At 58.6% G+C, this 20,354-nt stretch carries 22 protein-coding genes; 14 read left to right on the top strand and 8 right to left on the bottom strand.

What is annotated here, in order from left to right; genetic code table 11:
- Positions 1–142 precede the first annotated feature (142 nt).
- The 6 genes from IEY52_RS09240 (at position 143) to IEY52_RS09215 (ending at position 7,166) form a co-directional block, all read left to right on the top strand.
- Positions 143–2,005: a glycosyl hydrolase family 18 protein gene (locus IEY52_RS09240; protein ID WP_189002394.1), complete on the top strand. Its 1,863-nt coding sequence runs from the start codon at positions 143–145 to the stop codon at positions 2,003–2,005.
- Between the two features lie 241 nt (positions 2,006–2,246).
- Entirely contained in the window at positions 2,247–2,885 is a 639-nt protein-coding gene (locus IEY52_RS09235) for a Crp/Fnr family transcriptional regulator (RefSeq protein ID WP_189002393.1), read from the top strand.
- Positions 2,882–4,423 (top strand): bacillithiol biosynthesis cysteine-adding enzyme BshC, encoded by a 1,542-nt coding sequence (gene bshC / locus IEY52_RS09230; protein ID WP_229684699.1) that lies wholly within the window; start codon positions 2,882–2,884, stop codon positions 4,421–4,423. The genes IEY52_RS09235 and bshC overlap by 4 nt, the downstream gene beginning before the upstream one ends.
- A gap of 7 nt (positions 4,424–4,430) precedes the next feature.
- Positions 4,431–6,107 (top strand): chloride channel protein, encoded by a 1,677-nt coding sequence (locus IEY52_RS09225; protein WP_189002392.1) that lies wholly within the window; start codon positions 4,431–4,433, stop codon positions 6,105–6,107.
- A complete protein-coding gene (locus IEY52_RS09220) occupies positions 6,104–6,610 on the top strand; it encodes a hypothetical protein (RefSeq protein WP_189002391.1) in 507 nt (168 codons plus the stop codon). Before IEY52_RS09225 ends, IEY52_RS09220 begins: the two co-directional genes overlap by 4 nt.
- Positions 6,611–6,683: 73 nt before the next feature.
- A complete protein-coding gene (locus tag IEY52_RS09215; RefSeq protein WP_189002390.1) occupies positions 6,684–7,166 on the top strand; it encodes a hypothetical protein in 483 nt (160 codons plus the stop codon).
- A 28-nt stretch (positions 7,167–7,194) separates the two neighbouring features.
- Here the strand turns inward: IEY52_RS09215 and IEY52_RS09210 are convergent, their stop codons facing one another.
- Complete coding sequence (locus IEY52_RS09210) at positions 7,195–7,989, bottom strand: nucleotidyltransferase domain-containing protein (RefSeq protein WP_189002389.1); 795 nt, start codon at positions 7,987–7,989, stop codon at positions 7,195–7,197.
- A 201-nt stretch (positions 7,990–8,190) separates the two neighbouring features.
- Here IEY52_RS09210 and IEY52_RS09205 point away from each other — a divergent pair, with 201 nt between their 5' ends.
- Complete coding sequence (locus IEY52_RS09205) at positions 8,191–8,895, top strand: hypothetical protein (protein WP_189002388.1); 705 nt, start codon at positions 8,191–8,193, stop codon at positions 8,893–8,895.
- An 18-nt stretch (positions 8,896–8,913) separates the two neighbouring features.
- Here IEY52_RS09205 and IEY52_RS09200 read toward each other — a convergent pair whose 3' ends face one another.
- Positions 8,914–9,927 carry a substrate-binding domain-containing protein gene (locus IEY52_RS09200; RefSeq protein WP_189002387.1) on the bottom strand — a complete coding sequence of 338 codons (1,014 nt, stop codon included), beginning with the start codon at positions 9,925–9,927 and terminating at the stop codon, positions 8,914–8,916.
- Entirely contained in the window at positions 9,924–11,309 is a 1,386-nt protein-coding gene (locus IEY52_RS09195) for an MBL fold metallo-hydrolase (RefSeq protein WP_189002386.1), read from the bottom strand. The genes IEY52_RS09200 and IEY52_RS09195 overlap by 4 nt, the downstream gene beginning before the upstream one ends.
- A gap of 229 nt (positions 11,310–11,538) precedes the next feature.
- Here IEY52_RS09195 and IEY52_RS09190 point away from each other — a divergent pair, with 229 nt between their 5' ends.
- From IEY52_RS09190 to IEY52_RS09175, 4 genes are read left to right on the top strand one after another with little or no spacing between them, the layout of a single operon-like run.
- Complete coding sequence (locus tag IEY52_RS09190) at positions 11,539–12,114, top strand: Maf family protein (protein ID WP_189002385.1); 576 nt, start codon at positions 11,539–11,541, stop codon at positions 12,112–12,114.
- Positions 12,107–12,880, top strand: coding sequence for a rod shape-determining protein MreC (mreC, locus tag IEY52_RS09185; RefSeq protein WP_189002384.1), 774 nt, complete (start codon positions 12,107–12,109; stop codon positions 12,878–12,880). Before IEY52_RS09190 ends, mreC begins: the two co-directional genes overlap by 8 nt.
- Positions 12,877–13,377 carry a rod shape-determining protein MreD gene (mreD, locus tag IEY52_RS09180; protein ID WP_189002383.1) on the top strand — a complete coding sequence of 167 codons (501 nt, stop codon included), beginning with the start codon at positions 12,877–12,879 and terminating at the stop codon, positions 13,375–13,377. Before mreC ends, mreD begins: the two co-directional genes overlap by 4 nt.
- On the top strand, positions 13,374–15,191 hold the full coding sequence (locus IEY52_RS09175; RefSeq protein ID WP_189002382.1) for a peptidoglycan D,D-transpeptidase FtsI family protein: 1,818 nt from the start codon (positions 13,374–13,376) through the stop codon (positions 15,189–15,191). The genes mreD and IEY52_RS09175 overlap by 4 nt, the downstream gene beginning before the upstream one ends.
- 147 nt (positions 15,192–15,338) lie before the next feature.
- On the opposite strand, the gene IEY52_RS09170 is transcribed toward IEY52_RS09175, so the two are convergent.
- On the bottom strand, positions 15,339–16,298 hold the full coding sequence (locus IEY52_RS09170) for a beta-ketoacyl-ACP synthase III (RefSeq protein ID WP_189002381.1): 960 nt from the start codon (positions 16,296–16,298) through the stop codon (positions 15,339–15,341).
- A 71-nt stretch (positions 16,299–16,369) separates the two neighbouring features.
- Between IEY52_RS09170 and IEY52_RS09165 the strand changes: the two genes are divergently transcribed.
- Positions 16,370–16,942 (top strand): hypothetical protein, encoded by a 573-nt coding sequence (locus IEY52_RS09165; protein WP_189002380.1) that lies wholly within the window; start codon positions 16,370–16,372, stop codon positions 16,940–16,942.
- Positions 16,943–17,022: 80 nt separating this feature from the next.
- On the opposite strand, the gene IEY52_RS09160 is transcribed toward IEY52_RS09165, so the two are convergent.
- The 4 genes from IEY52_RS09160 to IEY52_RS09145 are packed head-to-tail and all read right to left on the bottom strand — an operon-like array spanning position 17,023 to position 18,933.
- Positions 17,023–17,589 carry an NUDIX hydrolase gene (locus IEY52_RS09160; protein ID WP_189002379.1) on the bottom strand — a complete coding sequence of 189 codons (567 nt, stop codon included), beginning with the start codon at positions 17,587–17,589 and terminating at the stop codon, positions 17,023–17,025.
- Complete coding sequence (locus tag IEY52_RS09155) at positions 17,567–18,196, bottom strand: MazG family protein (protein WP_189002378.1); 630 nt, start codon at positions 18,194–18,196, stop codon at positions 17,567–17,569. The genes IEY52_RS09160 and IEY52_RS09155 overlap by 23 nt, the downstream gene beginning before the upstream one ends.
- Before the next feature lie 3 nt (positions 18,197–18,199).
- On the bottom strand, positions 18,200–18,433 hold the full coding sequence (locus IEY52_RS09150) for a hypothetical protein (RefSeq protein WP_189002377.1): 234 nt from the start codon (positions 18,431–18,433) through the stop codon (positions 18,200–18,202).
- Between the two features lie 38 nt (positions 18,434–18,471).
- Complete coding sequence (locus tag IEY52_RS09145) at positions 18,472–18,933, bottom strand: helix-turn-helix domain-containing protein (protein WP_189002376.1); 462 nt, start codon at positions 18,931–18,933, stop codon at positions 18,472–18,474.
- Positions 18,934–19,023: 90 nt separating this feature from the next.
- Here IEY52_RS09145 and IEY52_RS09140 point away from each other — a divergent pair, with 90 nt between their 5' ends.
- Both IEY52_RS09140 and IEY52_RS09135 read left to right on the top strand, forming a co-directional pair.
- Positions 19,024–19,458: a GlcG/HbpS family heme-binding protein gene (locus IEY52_RS09140; RefSeq protein ID WP_189002375.1), complete on the top strand. Its 435-nt coding sequence runs from the start codon at positions 19,024–19,026 to the stop codon at positions 19,456–19,458.
- On the top strand, positions 19,455–20,354 hold the full coding sequence (locus tag IEY52_RS09135) for an aldo/keto reductase (RefSeq protein WP_189002374.1): 900 nt from the start codon (positions 19,455–19,457) through the stop codon (positions 20,352–20,354). The genes IEY52_RS09140 and IEY52_RS09135 overlap by 4 nt, the downstream gene beginning before the upstream one ends.

Below are 20,354 nucleotides of genomic sequence, written 5' to 3'. Positions count from 1 at the left end.
TCAATCATGTCCCCCATGGTTTCATACAACAGGAAGAAGGCCTTCTTTCCATGCCATGCCAACAGCACACGATCCCGCTGTTCATCCGGAGTTGTTCCTGCTCGCCCTCCCCTCCCCACATTTCATCTGCGAGGTTTTGAAAATGCACCAGCGTTACTGGGTTCTCACGGCTGCTTTTGCAGTTCTGCTCAGCGCCTGCGGGACCCCCACCCCCAGAGCGTCCGTTCAAAAACAGGCCAACACAGCCCCCAGAATCACCTCTTTCACCGCCAGCAAGACCAGCGGCCCGGCTCCCCTCACCACCACCTTCAGCTTTCAGGCCTCTGATCCGGACAGCAACAGTTTTTCCTGCATTCTGGACATCAACGGAGATGGTTACGGTGACCTGAATTACGGCAGCTGCGCTTCCCTGAAAACCCAGGAGTACACCTTCAAGACCACAGGTGTGGTCAATGTGGCTTTGCTGGTGGAAGACAGCCTGGGCAGCAAAACAAAACAGGTGCTGCCCATCACTGTGGGATCAGGCACGCCCACCCCGACACCTGATCCCACTCCTACCCCTGCGCCCACTCCTGGCACGTCCTATGACATCTCCTACAAGATCGACAACGACTGGAAGAGTGGCTTTGTTGCAACGGTGACGGTCAAGAACAATGGTCCTGCACTGAACAACTGGACCCTGGGCTGGACGTTTGCCGGAGACCAGAAGATTTCCAGTTTGTGGAACGGCACGTTCACCCAGACCGGGCAGAAAGTGGAGGTCAAGAACGCCTCGTACAATGCCAGCCTTCCCACTGGAGGAACCATCAGCATCGGCTTTGTGGGTTCCTACACGGGCACCAATGTGATTCCCACGGGGTTCACCCTGAATGGAACCCCTGTGGGAACCCCAGGACCCACGCCCATTCCTGATCCCATTCCTGACCCCAATCCCACCCCCATTCCTGATCCTTCTGGACAGTGGGTGCTGGGGTACTATGTGGGATACCTGAAAGACAAATACCCGCTGGACAGAGTGAAATGGGACGCCATGACCCACATCGTGGTGGGCCGTGCTGTGCCCCGTGCAGACGGTACCGTGGGCACAGACTTTGACATCGATTCCTACAACGGTCCCATCTGGGCAAAGTCCGTGGTGCAAAAAGCCCATTCCAACGGCAAAAAGGCCATTCTGATGCTGGGCGGAGCCGGGGAGTACTGGGGCTTTGTGAGCGCCGCCTCGGATGCCAACCGCGCCACCTTTGTGAACAATCTGCTCAAAGTGGTGCAGGATTACGGCTTTGATGGCATCGACCTGGACTGGGAGCCCGTGCAGACCCAGGATGAACCGAAACTCAAAGCCCTGGCACAGGAGTTGAAGGCCAAAAAACCCGGCCTCCTGCTGACCCTTCCTGTGGGCTGGGCAAATGCCAACTTCCCTGCAGATGAAGCCCGCCCTTACTACGGTCAGATTGCTCCGCTGTTTGACCGCATCAACATCATGAGTTACAGCATGGCGGGGGTGTGGGGCGGCTGGAAATCCTGGCACTCCTCTGCCCTGTTCGGGCACACCCCCAACACCCCTTCCAGCATCGAGACCAGCGTGAAGGCCTACCTGACAGCCGGAGTTCCTGCCTCAAAACTGGGTCTGGGCATCGGGTTTTACGGCACCTGCTGGCAGGGCGTGACCGCTCCACTGCAGACCAGCAGCACCATGAAAGTGGTGGCAGACGACAACGTGATGAGCTTCACCAACATCATGAGTGACTACTACAGCAGCAGTGCCTATGTGTGGGACGACAGCGCCAAGGCCCCTTACCTGACCTCTACAACAGGTCTGGGCAGCCAGAAATGCAACTTCATCTCTTACGAGGATGCCCGTTCCATTGGCCTGAAAGGGCAGTACGCAAAACAGAAGGGCCTGGGTGGAGCCATCATCTGGAACATCAATGAAGGTTACCTGCCCAATGCCACCACCTCCAAAGATCCTCTGATGGACGCAGTGAAACAGGCTTTCCTGCAGTAAACCAGAACCATTGTCAAACTGAACCAGATCCTTCGGGGTCTGGTTTCTGATGTGTTTTTTGAGCAGGTTCCTGAAACAAGACATTTCAGCCCTGCAAGGCCAGGGAGCACACTCGGGCCTGACCTGGCAAACTTTGCCCTACCCTACACAATGTTTCCCCATGCCCCTGTCTTTTTGCCCTCGGCATCTTTGCCTTCTGCCTTGCCCAAGCATTTTTCGTCTGGATGCTTATACTCTATATATGCTGCGTTTACCTCCCCCCGAGCACTGGCCTGAGGCCGTGCGGTTGTCCTCAGAAGTGGTGTCGCTTCGCAAGGGAGAGATGCTCTTCCAGGAGGGTGATGCTGCGGATCACCTGTACCAGTTGTGTTCCGGGCATGTGCGGCTGTTCAGGTTGTCTGCACAGGACCGTGAGGTGACGTTGTGTGTGGCCTCGCAGGGACAGTGGCTCTCTGAGGGCAGTTTGCAGGGGGAAACCCAGTCTTTTTTTGCGGAGGCGCTCGATGCTGCGGTGCTCATGAAAATCCCCACCCGGCAGGTGGTGCAGGCGGCCCGGCAGGATCTGGGGGTGGCCCGCTTTCTGCTGGAGGTGGTGACCTCGCAGATTGCTCTATTGCAACAGCAGCACCAGCAGCTGGTGTTTCAGGATGTGGCGCAGCGTCTGGCCAGCAGTTTGCTCACCCTGGGGCATGTCTCGCGGGTGATTGGTGGGAAGCTGTCCCATCAGGATCTGGCCTTCATGGTGGGGTCCACCAGAGAGACCATCACCAAACTGCTGGGGGAATTTCGTGACCTGGGTTTCCTTGAGCTGGGCTACCGCAAGATAGTCTTATTGGACGAGGAGGGCCTGCGTCGCCTGGCGACGCAGCGCAACACGTGATCTTGAAAAACATTGCCAGCCACCAACACACTTCCGATTTGCGGCATTTTTACCGTCTGGCCCCTGGTGACCTTGCAGGTGCTTCTGCTTCCCCTCCATCCAATGTGGACCGCTCTGCGCTGGTGAGGGGCCTCCGGGCCTACCACCAGAAACTGGGCACCCTCACGCCTGTGCTGGAGCACCAGCTTTCGCGCCTGGAGCATCCGAACAGCCGGGTGGTGGTGGCCGGTCAACAGGCGGGTTTGCTGCTGGGTCCGGCGTTCACGGTGCACAAGGCGGTGGATGCCATTTTGCTGGCCCGTGAACTGGACCGTGAGGACCAGCCGGTGCTGCCGATCTTCTGGGTGGCCAGCCAGGACCACGATGCCCTTGAGGTGGCCTCGACCATGCTGCTGGATTTCCGGGAGCGGATTTTGCACCTGAGTTTGCCTTTGCCGCAGGGGGTGCCGATTTATCGCATTCTGTTGCAGCCAGAGTGGGTGGATCACATCTCCCGATCCATCCTGGAGATGGACGCCCCTTACCGGGAGGATGCGGTGCGCCTGATTCAGCAGAGTGCAGGCGGAAATTATGCCGACTGGTTTGCCGGGATGGCCCAGCGTTTGCTGGGTGAAGAAGGCCTGATCACTTTTGATCCGATGTTCCCGGAGCTGGCGGCGCTGTTTGCGCCTGCGCTGGAACGCGAACTTCAACACCCGCTGGCCAGTCCGCACCGCATTGAGGACGCAGCCGGAGAACTGATTGCGCTGGGCTTTGAGCCACAGTTGCGCCGTCAGGCCGGGGCCACCAATCTCTTCCTGGAAGGCAACGATGGCCTGCGCAGGCTTTTGAAATACGATGGGCGCTCTTTCCATGCCGACCGCCTGTACAGCCAGCGTGAACTCCTGGATGTTCTGAAGCACGACCCCAGCCGCATCACGCCCGCGGCGGGCCTCAGACCGATTGTGCAGGACACGGTGCTGCCCACCATTGTGAATGTGCTGGGCCCGGGAGAACTGGCTTACGCCACGCAACTGGGCAAGGTGTACGACCTGCACCATGTGGCCCAGCCGCTCTTGTGGAAACGCCTGTCGGTGACGTACCTGGAGCCTCCGGTGCAGCGCATTCTGCAGCGGTATGGCATCACCGCACGGGAATTCCAGAGCAACCCGGATGGGCTGACGGAACAACTGCTGTTGCAGGAGAGCGGCATTCAGCAGGCTTTCCGGGAGAAGCTGGGTGAGCTGGAGTTGCTGTTTGAGCAACTGGCCGAAACTTCCGTGCAGCTGGACATCAACCTGGAGGGCAGTGTGCACCGTTCCAGACAGCGGGTGGTGGGCCATGTGCAGCGCCTGGAACGCAAACTGGCCCGCCATCTGATGCAGGCAGAAGGTAAGCGTGAAGGGCAGTTTCAGCGCCTGCGCACCCACCTGCTTCCTGCCGGGATTCCCCAGGAGCGGGGCTTAAGTTACTTCACCTATCTGGCCAAGTATGGGCCCTTTCCCCTGAGGCAGCTGCTGACCTTGCCCGCTGGAGCCCAGACTCCATTAAACTTATAACAGACCGATGCGCGCACCTTTACCCTTTCGTTTTCGCAACCGCCTGGAGACCAGCCGGATGGTGCTGTACAGCGCCCTGGCCGGAGTGCTGGTGGGGGTCAGCAGTGCCCTCTTGCTGAGCGCCCTGGATGTGGTCCAGGATTTCCTGATGGGCCTTGCCGGGTACCATCCCCCTTCCCTGCCCTCCCGGGGTGGGGTTTTGATGGCTTTTGAGGGGAATGTGCGCTGGTGGGCTTTGCTGGTGCTGCCCACCATGGCCGGGCTGGCGGTGTGGCTTTACAGACCCAGCCACATTGATCCACTGGCTGAGACCATTGAGCATTACCACAGTGGGGAATCCCGACCCATCGTGTGGACGCTGCAACTGCGCCGGATTCTGGCCGGGTTTCTTTCGGTGGGTGCAGGGGTCCCGCTGGGACGGGAGGGGATGCTGCTGAGTGTGGCGCAGGCCACCGCCCACCTGACCTCCCGGTTTGGGTCACTGTCCAAGAGCGAGGCCCGCACCATCCTGATGGCGTCCGGGGCAGCGGTGCTGGGGGTGGTGTTTCATGCGCCGCTGGCCTGCGCGGTGATCATTGCCGAAATCCTGTACCGGCGCAACGAATTCGAGTTTGAAATCCTGATGCCTGCGGTGCTGTCCAGTGTGGCTGCGTATGCCATTTATGGCACCCTGATGGGATTCTCACCGCTGCTGGACTTGCCTCCGGTGGAGACCCCTTCTTACTGGTCCATGCCGCTGTACCTGCTGCTGGGGGCGATCATTGCCGGAATGGCCAACGTGTACTTGCAGGCCATCCGGGCTTTGCGCCGCAATCTGCGCAAGGTGCGGGTCAATGTGCTGGTGATCACGGTGGCAGGAGCCGTGGGCGTGGCGTTGTGCAGCGTTTTCTTTGACGGCACCCTGGGAGACGGTCTGGGCTGGACACAACTGGCCTTCATGGGCATGCTGGACGACCTGAGCGTTTATCAGCATTTCATGGTGCGTTTCGTGGTGACCCTGATGGTGTCCGGGGCTTTCATGGTGGGTGGTTACTTCACCCCTCAGCTGGTGATTGGTGCGTTTGCAGGGGCCAGTCTGGGCGCAGCCATCAATGCCGTGTTCCCTGCAGATCCGGTGAATGTGCTGGTGTTTGGGCTGGTGGGCGCAGCGGCGTTCCTGAGCAGCACCACCAACATCCCCCTGGGGGCCACCTTGCTGCTGGCCACCTGGAGCGGCGAGGAGATTCTGATTCCGCTGGTGCTCTCCACGTTCACCGCTTACGCCGTGGGCGGGGTCTACAGCCTGTATGTGGAACAGAAAAACGTGCGGGCCGAATCCGGGGCGCACATCAGCAACATCGTCAGCGAGGCCCTCAGTCAGCCAGCCCCGCAGGACTTGATGGAACTGCTGCGCAACCAGCCTGTCACCGTTTTGCGTGGAGACACCGAACAGATCAGCGAGATTGATGTGCCCTCCAGCTGGTTTGGCAAGACCAAAGGGGAAGTGGAGATCCCGGAGACCATCCTGGTGTTCGCCATTGCCCGCGAAGGCAAAATTCACGTCCCAAACAACAAAACCCCTTTCATTGCTGGAGATCAGGTGATGCTGATTGGAGAGCCGCAAGAGGTGGCACAGTTTCAGGCTGCCCTGGAAGCGCAGAACAGTGAGGTGGCCCCTGCAGGTTCTGGCGTGGCGGCCTCATGAACCTGCGGCCCACCCAGCCCCTGCCTGAAACCCCCAACGGGTACATGCAACTGGAGAATTACAGCAGCCTCAAACGCCTGTGGGTGTACCTGCAGGGGGCCAGTGCGCAGGGCCTGACGGTCAGAACACTCCGATCTGATCCAGAAGAAGCCTGCAGGCGGCACATCTCGGGTTACCAGTTGCTGAAAGCCGGGGGGTTGCTGGACCCGGCCCGCACCTTGAAGCACCTGGACGAGCATGTCTACACGCCCGATCCGACCTTGCTGGCGGCCCTGGACAGCGATTTTGATCCTTTGAAGCAGCTTTTGAGTGAGGAATACCTGCTGAAAATCGAATTCACACTGGCCTTCACCCGCAACCGGCAATTGGTCCTGAAAGCCGCAGCCCAGTATGTCCCTTTGCCGGAAGCCAGCGTGAAGCTGGATTTGAAGCTGGAACCCCGTCGTTTTTCACGGGACGAGTGGAAGGTCATGCTGGACCGGGCCTGCGGCCTGATGGGTTAAAGGCCTGCAGGGGGTCTACACAACACCTGATGGACACGTGACCATTCTGTGGGGTTTCATTTATCATTTTTGAATGACCATTCGCCGAATGACCCTCTCAGACATTTCACAGGTGCTGGACCTCATTGAACGCAGCAGCCTTTCCGAACTGGTGCACACCACAGCTGAAGCCCTGCACAGTGGCAGCCTGGAGTTTGAGCAGACTTTTCCTGAAATGCAGTGGAAACAGTATGTCTGGGAAGAAAATGGGCTGCAGGGAACCTTTGTTTTGCACTGGAATCCCCAGAACCTGCTGCTGGAAGGCACCCCTCACTACTGTGTTCTTTATGAAACCTTCTGGGACCCGAAGCAGCCGGAACTGCTGGCCCGCCAGGTGATGCTGGAAGCTGCGCTACAACTGGTGCGTGAAAAAAACCTGCAAACGCTGGTGGTGCTGCAAAATTCACTGAATGGAGACCTGCAAACCTACCGGAACCTGGGAGGCGAATGGGTTCAGTTGAAAGACAGCAGAGGCAGAATCCTCAACAAACCCACCATCGCATTTTGCCTGGAGTGAAGGGAGCAGACTCCACTTCACAGAACCTTCAAAGGTCCTCGATGGGCGTGTGGCCAGTCAGCCAGTTCAGTTCGCTGTCCTGCAAGAAGAAATTGGTCCAGTAGGTGGAGGGGGTGCCCCAGTCCCGGAACTGCAGCACCAGATCGCACAGTTCGCGGGTGCCTTCCACGCTGGGGTGACGCATCAGCTGGTCTGCTTTTTGCAGGTAACTGTCAGGCACATCCGGGGCCAGTTCCAGCATTTTCAGCATCCACTTGTGGTACGGGAAAAACAATCGGTTGTGGGCCAGCAGCATGCGGGATGTAAAGAGCACCGCACGGGTGGCCGACCAGTTGAGCAGGTAGGGGTTGTCGTGCTTTTCTCCTTCTCCCACGTACCAGTGCATGGCCTGCACCTGGGCCATGAAGCGGTGGATGCGCTCTGCAACACCAGCTTCCGGGTAGGTGGTGATGCGGTCCAGCAGCACTTGCAATTCAGCAGGGTCATGTCTGGACCAGGCGATGAAGGACTTCCAGAAAGCAGCACGGGCAGGTTCGCTGCCTTTTTCGGCCACCTGCTGCAGAAAGCTGAGGCCAATGTGCTTGCCGTCCACATAGCCCCCTTCGTAATCGGTGAAGTCTTCTGAGTAATACGAGAGGTTCTGGCTGGCTTTGCGCAGGGTGTACTGTGCTTCGTCGATGACAATCAGCACGTCCAGGTCGCTGCTGGCTTTGCCAAACCCTTTGGCCAGTGACCCTCCGACCACGATGGCCTGGACTTCCGGGTTCTGGGTGTAATGCTCGATGAAACGTTCAAGGGCAGCATGGTGGTGGGGATGAAGCATCTGGGACCTCCGAAATTTTGAAATCGATTTCGAACCAGCATAGGGGGCAAGGGCTTCAGCTGTCCAGGATAGGCCTTTTGGCTGAGGTGGCGGCAGGTTGCTGGGGCAATGCTGGCCAGACCCTCCACCCTAACCAGCCCCCTCCCGTGCTGCACGGTCTGAGGGTACAATGGGACCCATCATCAGCGGCACAGGAGGCATATGCGCGGTTTGACCCCGGAGGCCATGGTCCTCGAAGAAATCAGGCAAAAGAAACTTGTCACCCCTGAAGAGTACCTGCTCATTCAGACCTACATCCAGACCCGCACCGACCACACCAGCGCTTCACAGATCAGGGACATCCACGAGGCATTCCAGCAGGGGCAAATCAGCGAAACCACCTACCAGGACACCAAGGCCAAACTGATCACCCGCATCCGCAAGGAAGTCAAAACCCGCGAAATTGCCCCCCTGGCCCCCGAAGAAGAACCCGAGAAACCGCGCAGCAGACCTCTTCCATTGCTGGCTTTGCTGGCTGTGGGGTTGGTGGTGCTGGGTTTGTGGGTCAGCGGGGTGTTCGGAGTGCCAGACACGGTTTCTGCCCGCACCGTTTCCCAGCTGGTGGAGCAGCCCAGTGGCACCTTGCCGATGGAATCTTTCCGTCAGCCAGATGGCACCTACAGCTTCGATTACCCGGTGACAACCCTGGGCCAGAACAGCCATATGGTGTGGTTCTCCAGCCAGAAGTGGTGGCTGCGCATTGAAAATCCGCAAATTGAGGCCGCAGACCTGGGCCGTGCCCGTGAAGTGAGCAGTGGCCTGTGGAAGGTGCAGAGCAAACTGGGCACCCTGTATGTGGCCGAGGGAAGCACCGGCATGCACATCCGTTCCGAGGTGTTCCAGCAGGAACTGGCAGGCATGCCCTGATCGATGGGCCCGGCGGGCTCATTGAATGCTGCGCACCGATCCCCGCTCGATGACCTGAAAGGGCAACACCACGCCCCGATCACAGCGGGGGTTTTGCTGGCATTCCAGCAGGAGTTTCACAGCCTCCTGACCCATCTCGACCAGGGGCTGGGCCAGGGTGGTGAGGGGCGGCCAGGTCATCTCACAGAGGGGGATGTCATCAAAGCCCATCACACTGATCTGGTCGGGAATGGCAATGCCCTGTTCTGCAGCACTGGCCAGCACCCCGGCGGCCAGTTCATCGCTGCAGGCAAAGAGGGCACTGAACGCTTTCTGATTGCGCAGCAGGGCCTGGAAGCCTTTTTGACCATCCTGAAAAGTGAAACCCCGGGTGTAGATGATCAGGCCTTCCTGCACACTCAGGCCGTGGTGCAGGTGGGCATCCCGGTAGCCTTCCACCCGTGCCGTGCTGCTGAAAGGGTCGAATCTTGCTCCAGCCAGAATGGCAATGTCCCGGTGGCCCTGCTGGATCAGGTGGGTGGTGGCGGCACGGGCCGCCAGACGGTCATCGCAGCGCACATAAGGCACCACAAACTGGTATGACATGGAGGACAGCAAGACCAGCGGAATCCGGGCCTGTTTTAAAAGGTCGTGGTGCTCGCGTTGCAGGACCTCGCTGGCGAAGATCACACCGTCCACCTCTTTTTCTTTGAAGGTTTGCAGGCTGTCCAGGGTGCGTTGCAAACTGCCATCCGAGTGGCAGACCAGCAGGGTGTAACCCTCTGGCAAGGCCTCCTGCACCCCTTGCAGCACCTGGGAGATGAGCATGCTGGAGACTTTTGGGAAGACCACACCAAATGTTTTTCGGGCGGTTTGCTTCACGGGTTCCGGAGCGCGCACAGGCAGGTACCCGAGGGTTTGCATGGCCTGCTGCACCCGTTCGCGGGTGTGCTGGCTGTAACCTTCCGTGGAATTGAGGATGCGGGACACCGTGGCCACCGAAACCCCGGCGGCCACCGCCACATCCCGCAGGGTGGGTCGGGAAGAGGTCAAGGTTCAGCCACTGGGTAACTCTGGGCATATTTGTTGATGGTGACTTCGCGTCCTGCGGCTTCCAGCACCTGCTGAAACACCTGCATCACCTGCAGATCTCCGTGCACCAGATGCACCCGTGCGTTTCCGGTGGGGGCCAGGAAAGCCAGCAAATCGTCCTGGTCTGCGTGGGCGGAGAAACCGCCAATGGTGTGCACGCTGGCCCGCACCAGCACCTCTTCCCCGTGAATGCGCACTTTTTCTGCACCGGCAATCAGGCGGCCCCCCAGCGAGTTGGGGCTCTGGTAGCCCACAATCACCAGGCTGGTGGTGTCTTTCCACAGGTGGTGCTTGAGGTGGTGCACGATGCGCCCCCCGGTGAGCATGCCCGATCCGGCCAGGATGATTGCACCACCTTTCAGATCGTTGAGCATGCGGGATTCTGCAGTGCTGGCCGTGACATGCAGGTTTTCTGGGCTGAAAGGACGGTCTCCTTCTTGCAGGTCGTGCTCAACATCAGGGTTGAATTCGCCGCCCAGCGTTTCATACAGGCGGGTGATGCGGGATCCCATCGGGGAATCCAGGTAGATGGGGGTCAGGGGAATGCGGCCCTCCTCCTGCAACTGGCGCAGCACATAAAGGATGTTCTGGGTGCGCTCCAGCGCAAAAGAGGGAATCAGGACCTTGCCGTCTTTGCGCAGGCTTTCTTTCAGCACCCCTGCAAATTCATCCACGGTTTCTTTCTGGCTGCGGTGCAGACGGTTGCCGTAGGTGGATTCGATCACCACTGCATTGCAGGGTCCAGGAAGCAGGAAATCTGCTTCCACGGGGCTTTCCCGGTTGCCGAGGTCGCCAGAGAACACCACCTTCTGCCCTTCATGCTCGATTTCGATCCAGGCGCTGCCCAGCACATGTCCAGCTGGATGAAAACGGATCTGGATGCCCTCAAATTCCAGCGGTTTCTCCCAGCTGGCATCGGGCTGCAGGCGTTCCATCAGCAGGTCAATGTCCGGGGTTTGATACAGGGGAGGTTTGACTTCGTGCTCGCGGCCCTGGCGTCTGGCTTTGCGCAAATCCCGCTCATGATCTTCTTCAGCAATGTGGGCAGCGTCCCTGAGGATGATTTCGGTGACGGCTCGGGTGGCAGGTGTGCAGTGGATTTTGCCCTGGTAGCCCCCTTTGATCAGGAGGGGCAGGCGTCCCACATGGTCCAGGTGCCCGTGGGTGACAAGCACCACATCCAGCGAGGCCGCATCAAACGGCAGGGGTTGCTGGTTCAGGTCGTCGAGTTCGCGGCTTCCCTGGTACAGTCCACAGTCAATCAGGATGCGTTTCCCGGCAGTTTCCAACAGGTGACAGCTCCCGGTGACGGTTTCGGCGGCGCCATAACTGGTGATGTGCATGCTTTCATGGTACGGAATTTTGCAGGGGTGGGATGTGGGATCAGCGGGTTTTCTCTGGCTCGATTCTCACCCCCTGAGCGAGTATGCTTGTACAGTATGTTGTTTGCCGTTCCCTTTGACCCGATTTCTCTGCTCCACCTTTCGAACGTTCCGGCTTGCGTTGCAGCCGTCCAAATGACCGATTTTTCGCGCAAAATCCAGCCCATCCACACCTTGCAGGAGCACTGAAGTGGAATGGGTGCTCGCCTCACAGAGCCCCCGCCGCCGGGAACTGCTTTCCCGCCTGGGGGTGCCTTTTCGCATTCAGGTGGCCCACACCGATGAAGTGTCACTTGCCACCTTGCCTGAGGAGGTCGCGCAGGACCTCTCTCGCCAGAAAGCCCTGGCTGTGCGGGAACAGGAGCCTGATGCCCTGATCATCGCAGCAGACACCATCGTGGTGCTGGACGGCGAGGTGCTGAACAAACCTGTGGACCGGGAAGAAAACCGAGGTTTCCTGTCCAGATTGCAGGGCAGAGAGCATCAGGTGATGACGGGTGTCACCATCAGCACACCAGAATCCGTCTTTTCTGGTGTGGAGATCACCAGGGTGAAATTCCGGGAATTGACGCAGCAGGAAATCGACTGGTATGTGCGTTCCGGGGAAGGCCTGGACAAGGCCGGAGGGTACGGGATTCAGGAACTCGGGGCGCTCCTGATTGAAGGCATCCATGGGGATTACTTCAACGTGGTGGGGTTGCCTCTGGTGCGCCTGCTGATGGTGTCCCGGGCTGCGGGTGTTCCTTTGCTGGGGGAGCATGTTTAAACAGCTCACCCTGCTGTTCATCGCCTTTCTGATTGTCGGACTGGTGATGACCCGCTTCATGCCCACCCCCCCCATGGCCGTGACCAGCGGGATCATTCCGTTGACCCGCCTCTCCCAGCAAATCTCCATGAACATCAAAAATGCGGTCACCAGCGTTCTGGAGCAGCGGGATTTGCGGGACCGCTACAACCTCAACCACGAAGAGTTGCAAAGCCTGCGCAACGAGGTGCGGCAACTGAGGCTGGAGGTGGCCCGACTGCAACGTGCCGAAGCGGTGCGCAAGACCGTCAGCCCTGGCATTTTCACCACCGCCGAAATCACCGCCATTGACCCCTCTCCCTTGCTGTCCCGCCTGAGGATCAACCTGGGCGGAGAGCAGGGCGTGCAGCGCAACATGCCGGTCACGGTGCCCACCGGACTGGTCGGACAGGTGATGGAGGTCAGCAGCCGTGAAGCCTGGGTGATCACCCTGGTGGACCCCGAATCCAACGTGGGCATCGCCATCCAGGGCAAATCTGGACGGGGCATTGCGGTGGGAGCGCCACCAGACCGCCTGCGTGCCGAATTCCCCCGCAATGTGGACGTGCAGGTCGGAGACCAGATCGTGACGGCCAGCCTGGGCGGCGTGTACCCGGCCAACGTGCGGGTGGGCGTGGTGGATTCGGTGCTGCCCCTGGGGGCCAATGCCACCAAACGGGTGGCTTTCATCAAGCCAGATGTGGATGTCAGCAACCTGGAAGAAGTGATTCTGTTGAGGGCCCTGTGATTCGACCCCTGCTTTTTGTGCTGTTCAGCGTGATCCTGCAAGGCATCTTTCCGATTTTGTTGCCCCGTGCCTGGGGCTTTGACGGCCCCGATCTTTTCCTGCTGCTGGCCCTGATTTTTGCGGCCCGCCTTCCCATGAACTGGGGGATGCTGGTGGCTTTTGTGGTGGGGCTGTTTCAGGATGCGCTGGGTGCAGGCCTGATGGGGCTGCATGCCACCGCACTGGCAGGAGCCGTTTACCTGTTTTACGGGGCCAGGGTGTGGCTCAGCCAGCAAACCCCCGGACGGGAAACCCTCTGCCTGATCCTGGCCTTGATCGGCCAGTGGACGGTGTTTCTGTTCCTGACCTACTGGCTGCGCAGCAATCTGGTCACCGTGCACACGCTTTACACGGTGCTGCCGTCGCAGGTGGTGTTCACCCTGCTGTTCACGCCCCTGATGTACCGGTTTGCTGACTTTGCGCTGGGCCGCGTTGCCACCGATGACCGGAGACTATGAACCGCCTCAAGTGGATCGCACTGTTTTTCACACTGGTGCTGGTGGCCTTCGGGTACCGGCTGTACGACTGGCAGATCAAAAAGTACGACCAGTTCCAGTCCCGCAGTGAAAGCAACACCCTAAAGAGCGGCCCCATCCGGGCGTGGCGGGGAGAAATCCGCACCAGAGATGGCCTCTTGCTCGCCACCAACCGCCTCAGTGTGGATCTGATTTACAAGTGGGTCAGTTCCCGCGACAACAAACCCATCGAATCCTGGGAGAAAATCCGTTACCTGGCGGGCATCAAAGACCCCAAAATGCCAGAGTTGCCTGTGGGCAGCGAAATCACCCTGGCACTCAACATCCCCCAGCAGAACCTTTCGGCGCTGTACGAATACGTGGTGTTCCAGCCCAACCTGGAACTGCGGGAACGCATCGAACGGGTGTATCCGCAGGGAAAACTGGCCTCCAACCTGCTGGGTTACGTGGGTCCGATTGATGAGACAGAGCTGGACTCCGGGCAATACCAGCGCGGAGACATCAGCGGCAAAACCGGCCTGGAAGCCAGCCTGGAAACGCAACTGCGCGGCATCAACGGCCTGAAACTCACCGAGGTGGATTTCAAGGGCAGGCGCATCACCGAGCGGGTCGAACAGGAAGGGGAAGCAGGCAAAAACTACACCCTCACCATCGACAGCAAGCTGCAGAAAGCCGCCGAGAAAGCCCTGGATGAAGCCCTCACCGACATCCTGCGGCAGCACAAGAGCCGCCGCAACATCAAAGAAGCCCACGGGGCCATTGTGGCCCTCGACCCCCGCAATGGAGAGGTGCTGGCCCTCGCCAGCAGACCCACTTTTGACCCCAACTGGTTTGCCCGTTCCCCAACCGCACCCGAAGCCGGAAAAGCGCTGGCCGCAGACCGCATCGACAGCCCCATGATCAACCGGGCCGTGAATGCCTTCAGTCCAGGCAGTGTGTTCAAACCCAGCACCACCGATGCCATTCTGGAATCCTACACTTACAACCCGGTGTTCAACTGCCCTTCCAGCATTTTTTATGGCGGTCGGGCCTGGAAAAACTGGGACTGGCGCAACCGGGGACCCATTGACGGGCGGGAAGCCATCGCACAGTCCTGCAATCCCTGGTATTTTCAGGCTTCCATCAATGCCAAAGCAGGCCCTGTCTCTTTTTCCAACACCCTCGCCAGAAGGGTGAAAGAACTGGGCTTCGGCAAGGAAACCGGCATTGAACTGATCGGCGAGAAAACCGGGAACATCCCCAGCCAGAAAGACTACAAGGAATGGTACCCCGGCTTCACCCTCAACATGTCCATCGGACAGGGGGATGTGCTGGTGACGCCCCTGCAACTGGCCAAGGTGCTCAGCACCCTGGTCAACGAGGGCAAAAACCAGCCGCTCACGGTGATCCGGGCCATCAACGGCACGGTGCAACCCCACAAGAAAACCAGTCAGGTGGCCGGGCAGGCCTGGGTCTGGAAACAGGTCAAACAGGGCATGGAAATGACCACCCGCGAAGGCACCAGCAAACACATGCTGGGACCGGACCTGTTTCCGGTGCGCACCGGAGGCAAAACTGGAACCGCCCAGACCAACGCCCGCGTGGACGGCCAGGTGCAGCAATTCGAGCACTCCTGGTACGAAGGATACGGGCCTCTGGACAACCCCAATCTGGTGGTGGTGGCTTTCTTCGAGTTCGGAGGGGAAGGCTCAGGGGTGGCGCTTCCTGCCGTCAAGAAAGTCATGGCGGCACACTGGGGCATCAAACTGGACGACAAACTCAAAGTCGTTCCGGTGGATGAATTGCCTGCAGATTGAAACACAAAAACCGCCTTGGAGGCGGTTTTTTGATGGGATCGGTTGATGTTTAGAGGTCAGGACACCCAGACCATGAAACCCTGGTTTGTGTGGTTTGGATTGTGCTTGTGAAATTTATATTTAAAATTTTTGTTTGGACCTCAGTGCTCAGTACGCCCAGACCAGCACCGCAGAAGCCCAGGTGAGCCCTCCTCCAAAACCCGCCAGAGCGATGATGTCGCCTTTTTTCAGCAGATTGTTTCTCCGGGCATAATCGAGGGCCAGGGGGATGGTGGCGCTGGAGTTGTTGGCATGCTCTTGCAGGCTGACCACAAACTTGCCGAGGTCCAGTTTCAGGCGGTCTGCGGCAGCCTCTATGATGCGGGCATTGGCCTGGTGGGGCACAATGCGGTCCAGGTCTTCCACGTTCAGGCCTGCTTTGCGCGTGGCGGTCAGAATGGCTTCGGGGATCACGCGGGTGGCAAATTTGAAGACCTCACGGCCATTCTGGACGATGTAAGGATGCAGGGCTTCTCCTGAGGGCAGGGTTTTTGCTGTGGCCCCTGAGTGGAGGTGCTTGCCCCCTGAGCCGTCTGTTCCCCAGACAAAGCTTTTGAAACCATAAGGCTCTGGGACTTCTTCCAGAACGGCCACCCCTGCTCCATCTCCGAACAGCACCGCCGTGGTGCGGTCTTCCCAGTTGGTGATCCTGGAGAGGGTTTCTGCACCGATCACCAGGGCTTTCTTGCTGGTGCCCGCCTGGATCTGGGCCGCAGCCACATTGAGGGCATAAGCCCATCCCGCACAGGCTGCAGACAGATCAAAAGCCGCGGCTTGCAGCTTGAAATGGTCCTGCACCAGTGCAGCCACAGAAGGAAAGTAAGCATCTGGAGTGGCCGTGGCCACAATCACCAGATCCACCCCACTCAGGGCCTCAGGAGCGAGCTTTGCGGTGGCCTGAATCGCCAGAGTGCTGGTGGATTCGTGTTCTGCAGCCAGAAAACGCTGTTTGATTCCGGTGCGGGTGTAAATCCATTCGTCGCTGGTGTCCAGCGTTCTGGAGAGGTCTTCATTGGTGATGCGTTTTTCGGGAAGGTGGGTGGCAAGGGCAGTGATTCCAACATTCATGGGATCATTCTATAATTGACTGACCGGTCAGTCAAAGAATTTGCTTACAATTCCTCAGGTACATTGGGAGCATGATGCCCGGACCAGAACAACTGCAGGAGATGTGGAGAACGCTGAAGATCAAAACCCTCCCAGACCTCCCTGCAGACATTGCAAATGTCCTGAACCAGATGCGCAGCACCCGAATCAATGGAGGGGCATGGTACGCAGCTTTTCAGTTTGAAACCCATCCGGCCCTGGATTGGTTCATCAAAGACCATCCACAACATCTGGAAGCTTCAAATTTCTTTGCAGACGCATTGCTGCATCCTGTGGTGCAGCAGGCCTTGAAAGCTGCCCTTCCTGAACAGGGCATCAGCGCAAATCCCATCTTGATGGATACCTTTGACCTGGAAGCCAGTCTGGCAAGGGAAATTCATTCGGGTGGAGCTTACCACCACACCTACACTTCGGTCAGGCAATCCAAAAACCTGGCAGCTTCCTTTGTGGATCAGGTCCAGGGAGATCTTCGCCACCAGTGGTTTGCATACAGTCCAGGGGGGTTCTCCGATCCCAGCGATTCAACCCCCTGGGACCACAGCTGGTATGGGCTGAACAGCCTGAAAAGAAGCTTCTGGATTTTGCATGTCCATGATGTGGATTGAAGAGAACAGAGGAGTGCCAGGATTTCCAATCTAGATGGAACATTAGACTGTGAACTGTTCACTGTGAACTGTAAACCTGTTCAATACTCTCTGGGATGGAGTTCCGGGTGCAGCACCCCATGAATGATCCTGCCCGTCATGCCCCAGATGCGGTGTCCGTTCCAGGGGTAGGTGTAGATCAGGTGGGTGCGGCCTTTGAATTCCCGCTCCAGGGTCTGGGGCGACAGCTGCATGAGGTCTGCAACCGGGACCAGCAGGATTTCTGCCACCTCTGAGGTCAGGGTGAAAGGGTAATCTGCAGGCAAAGTGGCGATCACCGGCGTGACGTGAAAGCCTTGTGGGGTGAAGGTGTCGTCCCACATGCCATGCACCGTGACCTGACTGGGGTCCAGACCCACCTCTTCCCAGGCTTCCCTGAGGGCCGCCTCAATGATGGTCTCCCCTGCTTCGATTTTGCCACCGGGAAAACTGATCTGGCCTTGATGGCTGGGCAAATCCAGAGAGCGCACAGTGAGCAGTATTCTGGGGTTTTCTTCTGCTGTAAAACCGACCAGCACGGCAGCGCTGCGGTACTCTGGCAGGTGCAGGGTCACGCGCTCTCGCTCTTTGAGGGTGTTCAGGATGTCATTCAGCAGGCTTAAGGGCATGGGCAATTCGCTGTTCGGTGCGGGACCTCAGGGCAATTTCGGGGTTGATGTCCAGGGTTCTGGCCCACTGAACCACAGCTTCCAGAACGTCCAGCACGCTTTCTTCTGTGTCGCTGGCGGTTTGCAGAGCGGTTTGCACTTCAGCAAGGCTGCCTTTTGGGAGTTGCAGGGCTTTTAAAACCTGACGGCTGCGCTCCAGGGCACCCAGGCTGCTGGGAATGCGTTCCAGGGGGTGTTTTTCTTTTCCACCGTTTTCTGCGGTTTTGATGGCTTGCCAGTTCTGCACCACCTCATCTGCATTTTCTACGCTGGTGTCTCCGAAAACGTGGGGATGGCGGCGGATCAGCTTGTCACAGATGGATTTTTCCACCTCTGCATAACTGAAAGTGCCGTTTTCCTCTGCAATGACCGAATGAAAGGCCACCTGCAACAGCACATCTCCCAGTTCGCCCGTCAGTTCTTTCAGGTCCCCTTTGGAGATGGCGTCCACGGCCTCTGCAGCTTCTTCCAGCATGTAAGGGCGCAGCGTTTCATGGGTTTGCTCCTGGTCCCAGGGGCAACCCCCCGGAGCCCGCAGGCGACGCATGATGTTCAGCAACTCTTGCATGCTTTACTTCTTCAATCCCTTGAAGGCCTCTGAAAGCACCTCGTCCAGTTGCAGTTGCTTCAGGACTTTGCTGGCTTCGGGGTGGTTTTCCAGGTAATGCAGGGCCGCAGGGTCAATGGACTGCATGGCACGCAAGTAGGCCCGCTGCACCTCTGGAGAAAAAGACAGAAAGGCAGCAATGCGGTCCTGGTCGGAGGAGAGAGCGGGGGTGGTGGTTTTGCTGGCCTTGCGTTTCATGTTTTTCAGCATACAGGTTCAGGTCCCTTCGCACACCTTCACACGCCGCAGAGGGTGGCGATGTACCGGCCAAATTGCAGGGTCTCCTGCTCATCGAAGTTGCCATCGGGTTTTTTGGTGGCCCTGAGGTACTGGTAGAGGGTCACCATCAGTTTCATGGTGGCGTCCAGTTTGAAGTGGGTGTCGGTCTGCCCGGAGAGTTGCAGGGCGTATTTGATGGCCAGTTCCAGGGCGGCCATGTCCACGACTTCGGCCTGACGGTAGCGGAAACCGCCCCCGGTGGCCAGCCATTCCAGCGAGCAGTTGGCGGCACGGGCGATCTGGTTGGCTCTGGAGAGGCTGGGTTCTGCCCCAGTGAGGTATTTGCGGATCAGGGCTTCTCCCAGTCCGACCTTGCGGGCAAAGCCAGACACGCTTTGCTCTCCGATCAGTTCTCTGAGGCGCTGGGCAAAGGTGCTCTGTGTGGGTTCGTGGGTGGAGGCAGTTTCGGTGTTTTCCATACTTTAGTACGAGATTTAGAACCAGAGTATTGACTTCTGTGTGTCATCCCGTAAGATGATTCTACAGGACACAACGTTGTCGGAGGGAAAATGAAAGCACACTTCAGCCTGGGAGATCAGGAAGCCCAGCAGGCCCTAAATGCCATTCACACCGAACTGCTGAAACGAAACAAAACAGCAGTCATTGCCATCGCCGATTCACACGGAGAATTGCTGGCCCTGCGCCGCATGGATGGTGCGGGTCTGCCCTCCATTCAGGTGGCCACCAACAAAGCCTACTCTGCAGCAAGGCTGGGGGAATTCACCGGAGACACCGGAAAAGCAGCGAACACCCAGGGCTGGAGTTTCAGCTATTACGGCGAACTGAAGTACGTGGGCTGGGATGGCGGTGTCCCGGTGTGGCACCAGAACCAGGTGGTGGGCTCGGTGGCCGTCAGTGGGCTCGCTCCCACCGAAGACCGCGAACTGGCCGAACTGGGTGCAAAAGCCATTCTGGACCATCTGAACCTGGAGTTGATTGCATGACCCTGCTGACCGAACTCAAACCCGGAGCCTTGAAGCTGTCCCGCATCATTGCCGGAGCCTGGAGGATGGGTGATTGGAACTGGAACGCCCAGCAGCGCCTTGCATGGATTGAGCAGTGTTTAGAACGCGGCGTCAGCAGCTTCGACCATGCCGACATCTACGGCAACTACAGCGTGGAAGACCTCTTTGGGGAAGCGCTGGCTTTGCAACCCCAGCTGAGGGAGCGCATCCAGCTGGTCAGCAAATGCGGCATCAAACTGCTCTCTGACCGCAGGCCAGAGCACCGCATCAAATCCTATGATTACAGCAGCACCCACATTCGGGAGTCTGTGGAAAACTCCCTGAAGGCCCTGCGCACCGACCATCTGGATTTGCTGTTGCTGCACCGCCCCAGCCCCCTCCTGAATGCAGATGAAGTGGCCGAAACCTTTGCAGCGTTAAAGCAGGAAGGCAAGGTGCTGCACTTCGGGGTGTCCAACTTCAGTCCAGCCCAGTTTGCCCTGTTGAACAGCCGTTTCCCACTGGTCACCAACCAGATTGAACTGTCTCCGCTGCATCTGGACCCCCTGCATGACGGGACGCTGGATCAGGCCCAGGAATTGAGAACGGCTCCGATGGTCTGGTCTCCGCTGGCGCAGGGCCGCGTTTTCACCGGAGAAGGCGATCAGGCCCAGCGGGTCAGGGGTACCCTGCACAAACTGGCCGACCAGCACGGAGTTGCCGTATCCACAGTGGTGTATGCCTGGATCCTGATGCACCCCAGCAACCCCTTCCCCATCACGGGCTCCCAGCGCATGTCCGTGATCAATGAAGCCGTGCAGGCCCTGCAGGTCAAACTGTCTGCAGAAAACTGGTTTGAGGTGTGGCAGGCCGCAGCGGGACATGAAGTGCCCTGA

This window comes from Deinococcus roseus (assembly GCF_014646895.1).
In the GTDB taxonomy this organism is placed as follows: domain Bacteria; phylum Deinococcota; class Deinococci; order Deinococcales; family Deinococcaceae; genus Deinococcus_C; species Deinococcus_C roseus.
This window is presented reverse-complemented; position numbering and strand designations above follow the sequence as displayed.

Bases quoted from the DNA above. Each gene is read 5' to 3' on its own strand.
- IEY52_RS09240 (WP_189002394.1), top strand. From the start codon at position 143: ATGCACCAGCGTTACTGGGTTCTCACGGCTGCTTTTGCAGTTCTGCTC.
- IEY52_RS09235 (WP_189002393.1), top strand. From the start codon at position 2,247: ATGCTGCGTTTACCTCCCCCCGAGCACTGGCCTGAGGCCGTGCGGTTG.
- IEY52_RS09225 (WP_189002392.1), top strand. From the start codon at position 4,431: ATGCGCGCACCTTTACCCTTTCGTTTTCGCAACCGCCTGGAGACCAGC.
- IEY52_RS09220 (WP_189002391.1), top strand. From the start codon at position 6,104: ATGAACCTGCGGCCCACCCAGCCCCTGCCTGAAACCCCCAACGGGTAC.
- IEY52_RS09215 (WP_189002390.1), top strand. From the start codon at position 6,684: ATGACCATTCGCCGAATGACCCTCTCAGACATTTCACAGGTGCTGGAC.
- IEY52_RS09210 (WP_189002389.1), bottom strand. From the start codon at position 7,989: ATGCTTCATCCCCACCACCATGCTGCCCTTGAACGTTTCATCGAGCAT.
- IEY52_RS09205 (WP_189002388.1), top strand. From the start codon at position 8,191: ATGCGCGGTTTGACCCCGGAGGCCATGGTCCTCGAAGAAATCAGGCAA.
- IEY52_RS09195 (WP_189002386.1), bottom strand. From the start codon at position 11,309: ATGCACATCACCAGTTATGGCGCCGCCGAAACCGTCACCGGGAGCTGT.
- mreC (WP_189002384.1), top strand. From the start codon at position 12,107: ATGTTTAAACAGCTCACCCTGCTGTTCATCGCCTTTCTGATTGTCGGA.
- IEY52_RS09175 (WP_189002382.1), top strand. From the start codon at position 13,374: ATGAACCGCCTCAAGTGGATCGCACTGTTTTTCACACTGGTGCTGGTG.
- IEY52_RS09170 (WP_189002381.1), bottom strand. From the start codon at position 16,298: ATGAATGTTGGAATCACTGCCCTTGCCACCCACCTTCCCGAAAAACGC.
- IEY52_RS09165 (WP_189002380.1), top strand. From the start codon at position 16,370: ATGATGCCCGGACCAGAACAACTGCAGGAGATGTGGAGAACGCTGAAG.
- IEY52_RS09160 (WP_189002379.1), bottom strand. From the start codon at position 17,589: ATGCCCTTAAGCCTGCTGAATGACATCCTGAACACCCTCAAAGAGCGA.
- IEY52_RS09155 (WP_189002378.1), bottom strand. From the start codon at position 18,196: ATGCAAGAGTTGCTGAACATCATGCGTCGCCTGCGGGCTCCGGGGGGT.
- IEY52_RS09150 (WP_189002377.1), bottom strand. From the start codon at position 18,433: ATGAAACGCAAGGCCAGCAAAACCACCACCCCCGCTCTCTCCTCCGAC.
- IEY52_RS09145 (WP_189002376.1), bottom strand. From the start codon at position 18,933: ATGGAAAACACCGAAACTGCCTCCACCCACGAACCCACACAGAGCACC.
- IEY52_RS09140 (WP_189002375.1), top strand. From the start codon at position 19,024: ATGAAAGCACACTTCAGCCTGGGAGATCAGGAAGCCCAGCAGGCCCTA.
- IEY52_RS09135 (WP_189002374.1), top strand. From the start codon at position 19,455: ATGACCCTGCTGACCGAACTCAAACCCGGAGCCTTGAAGCTGTCCCGC.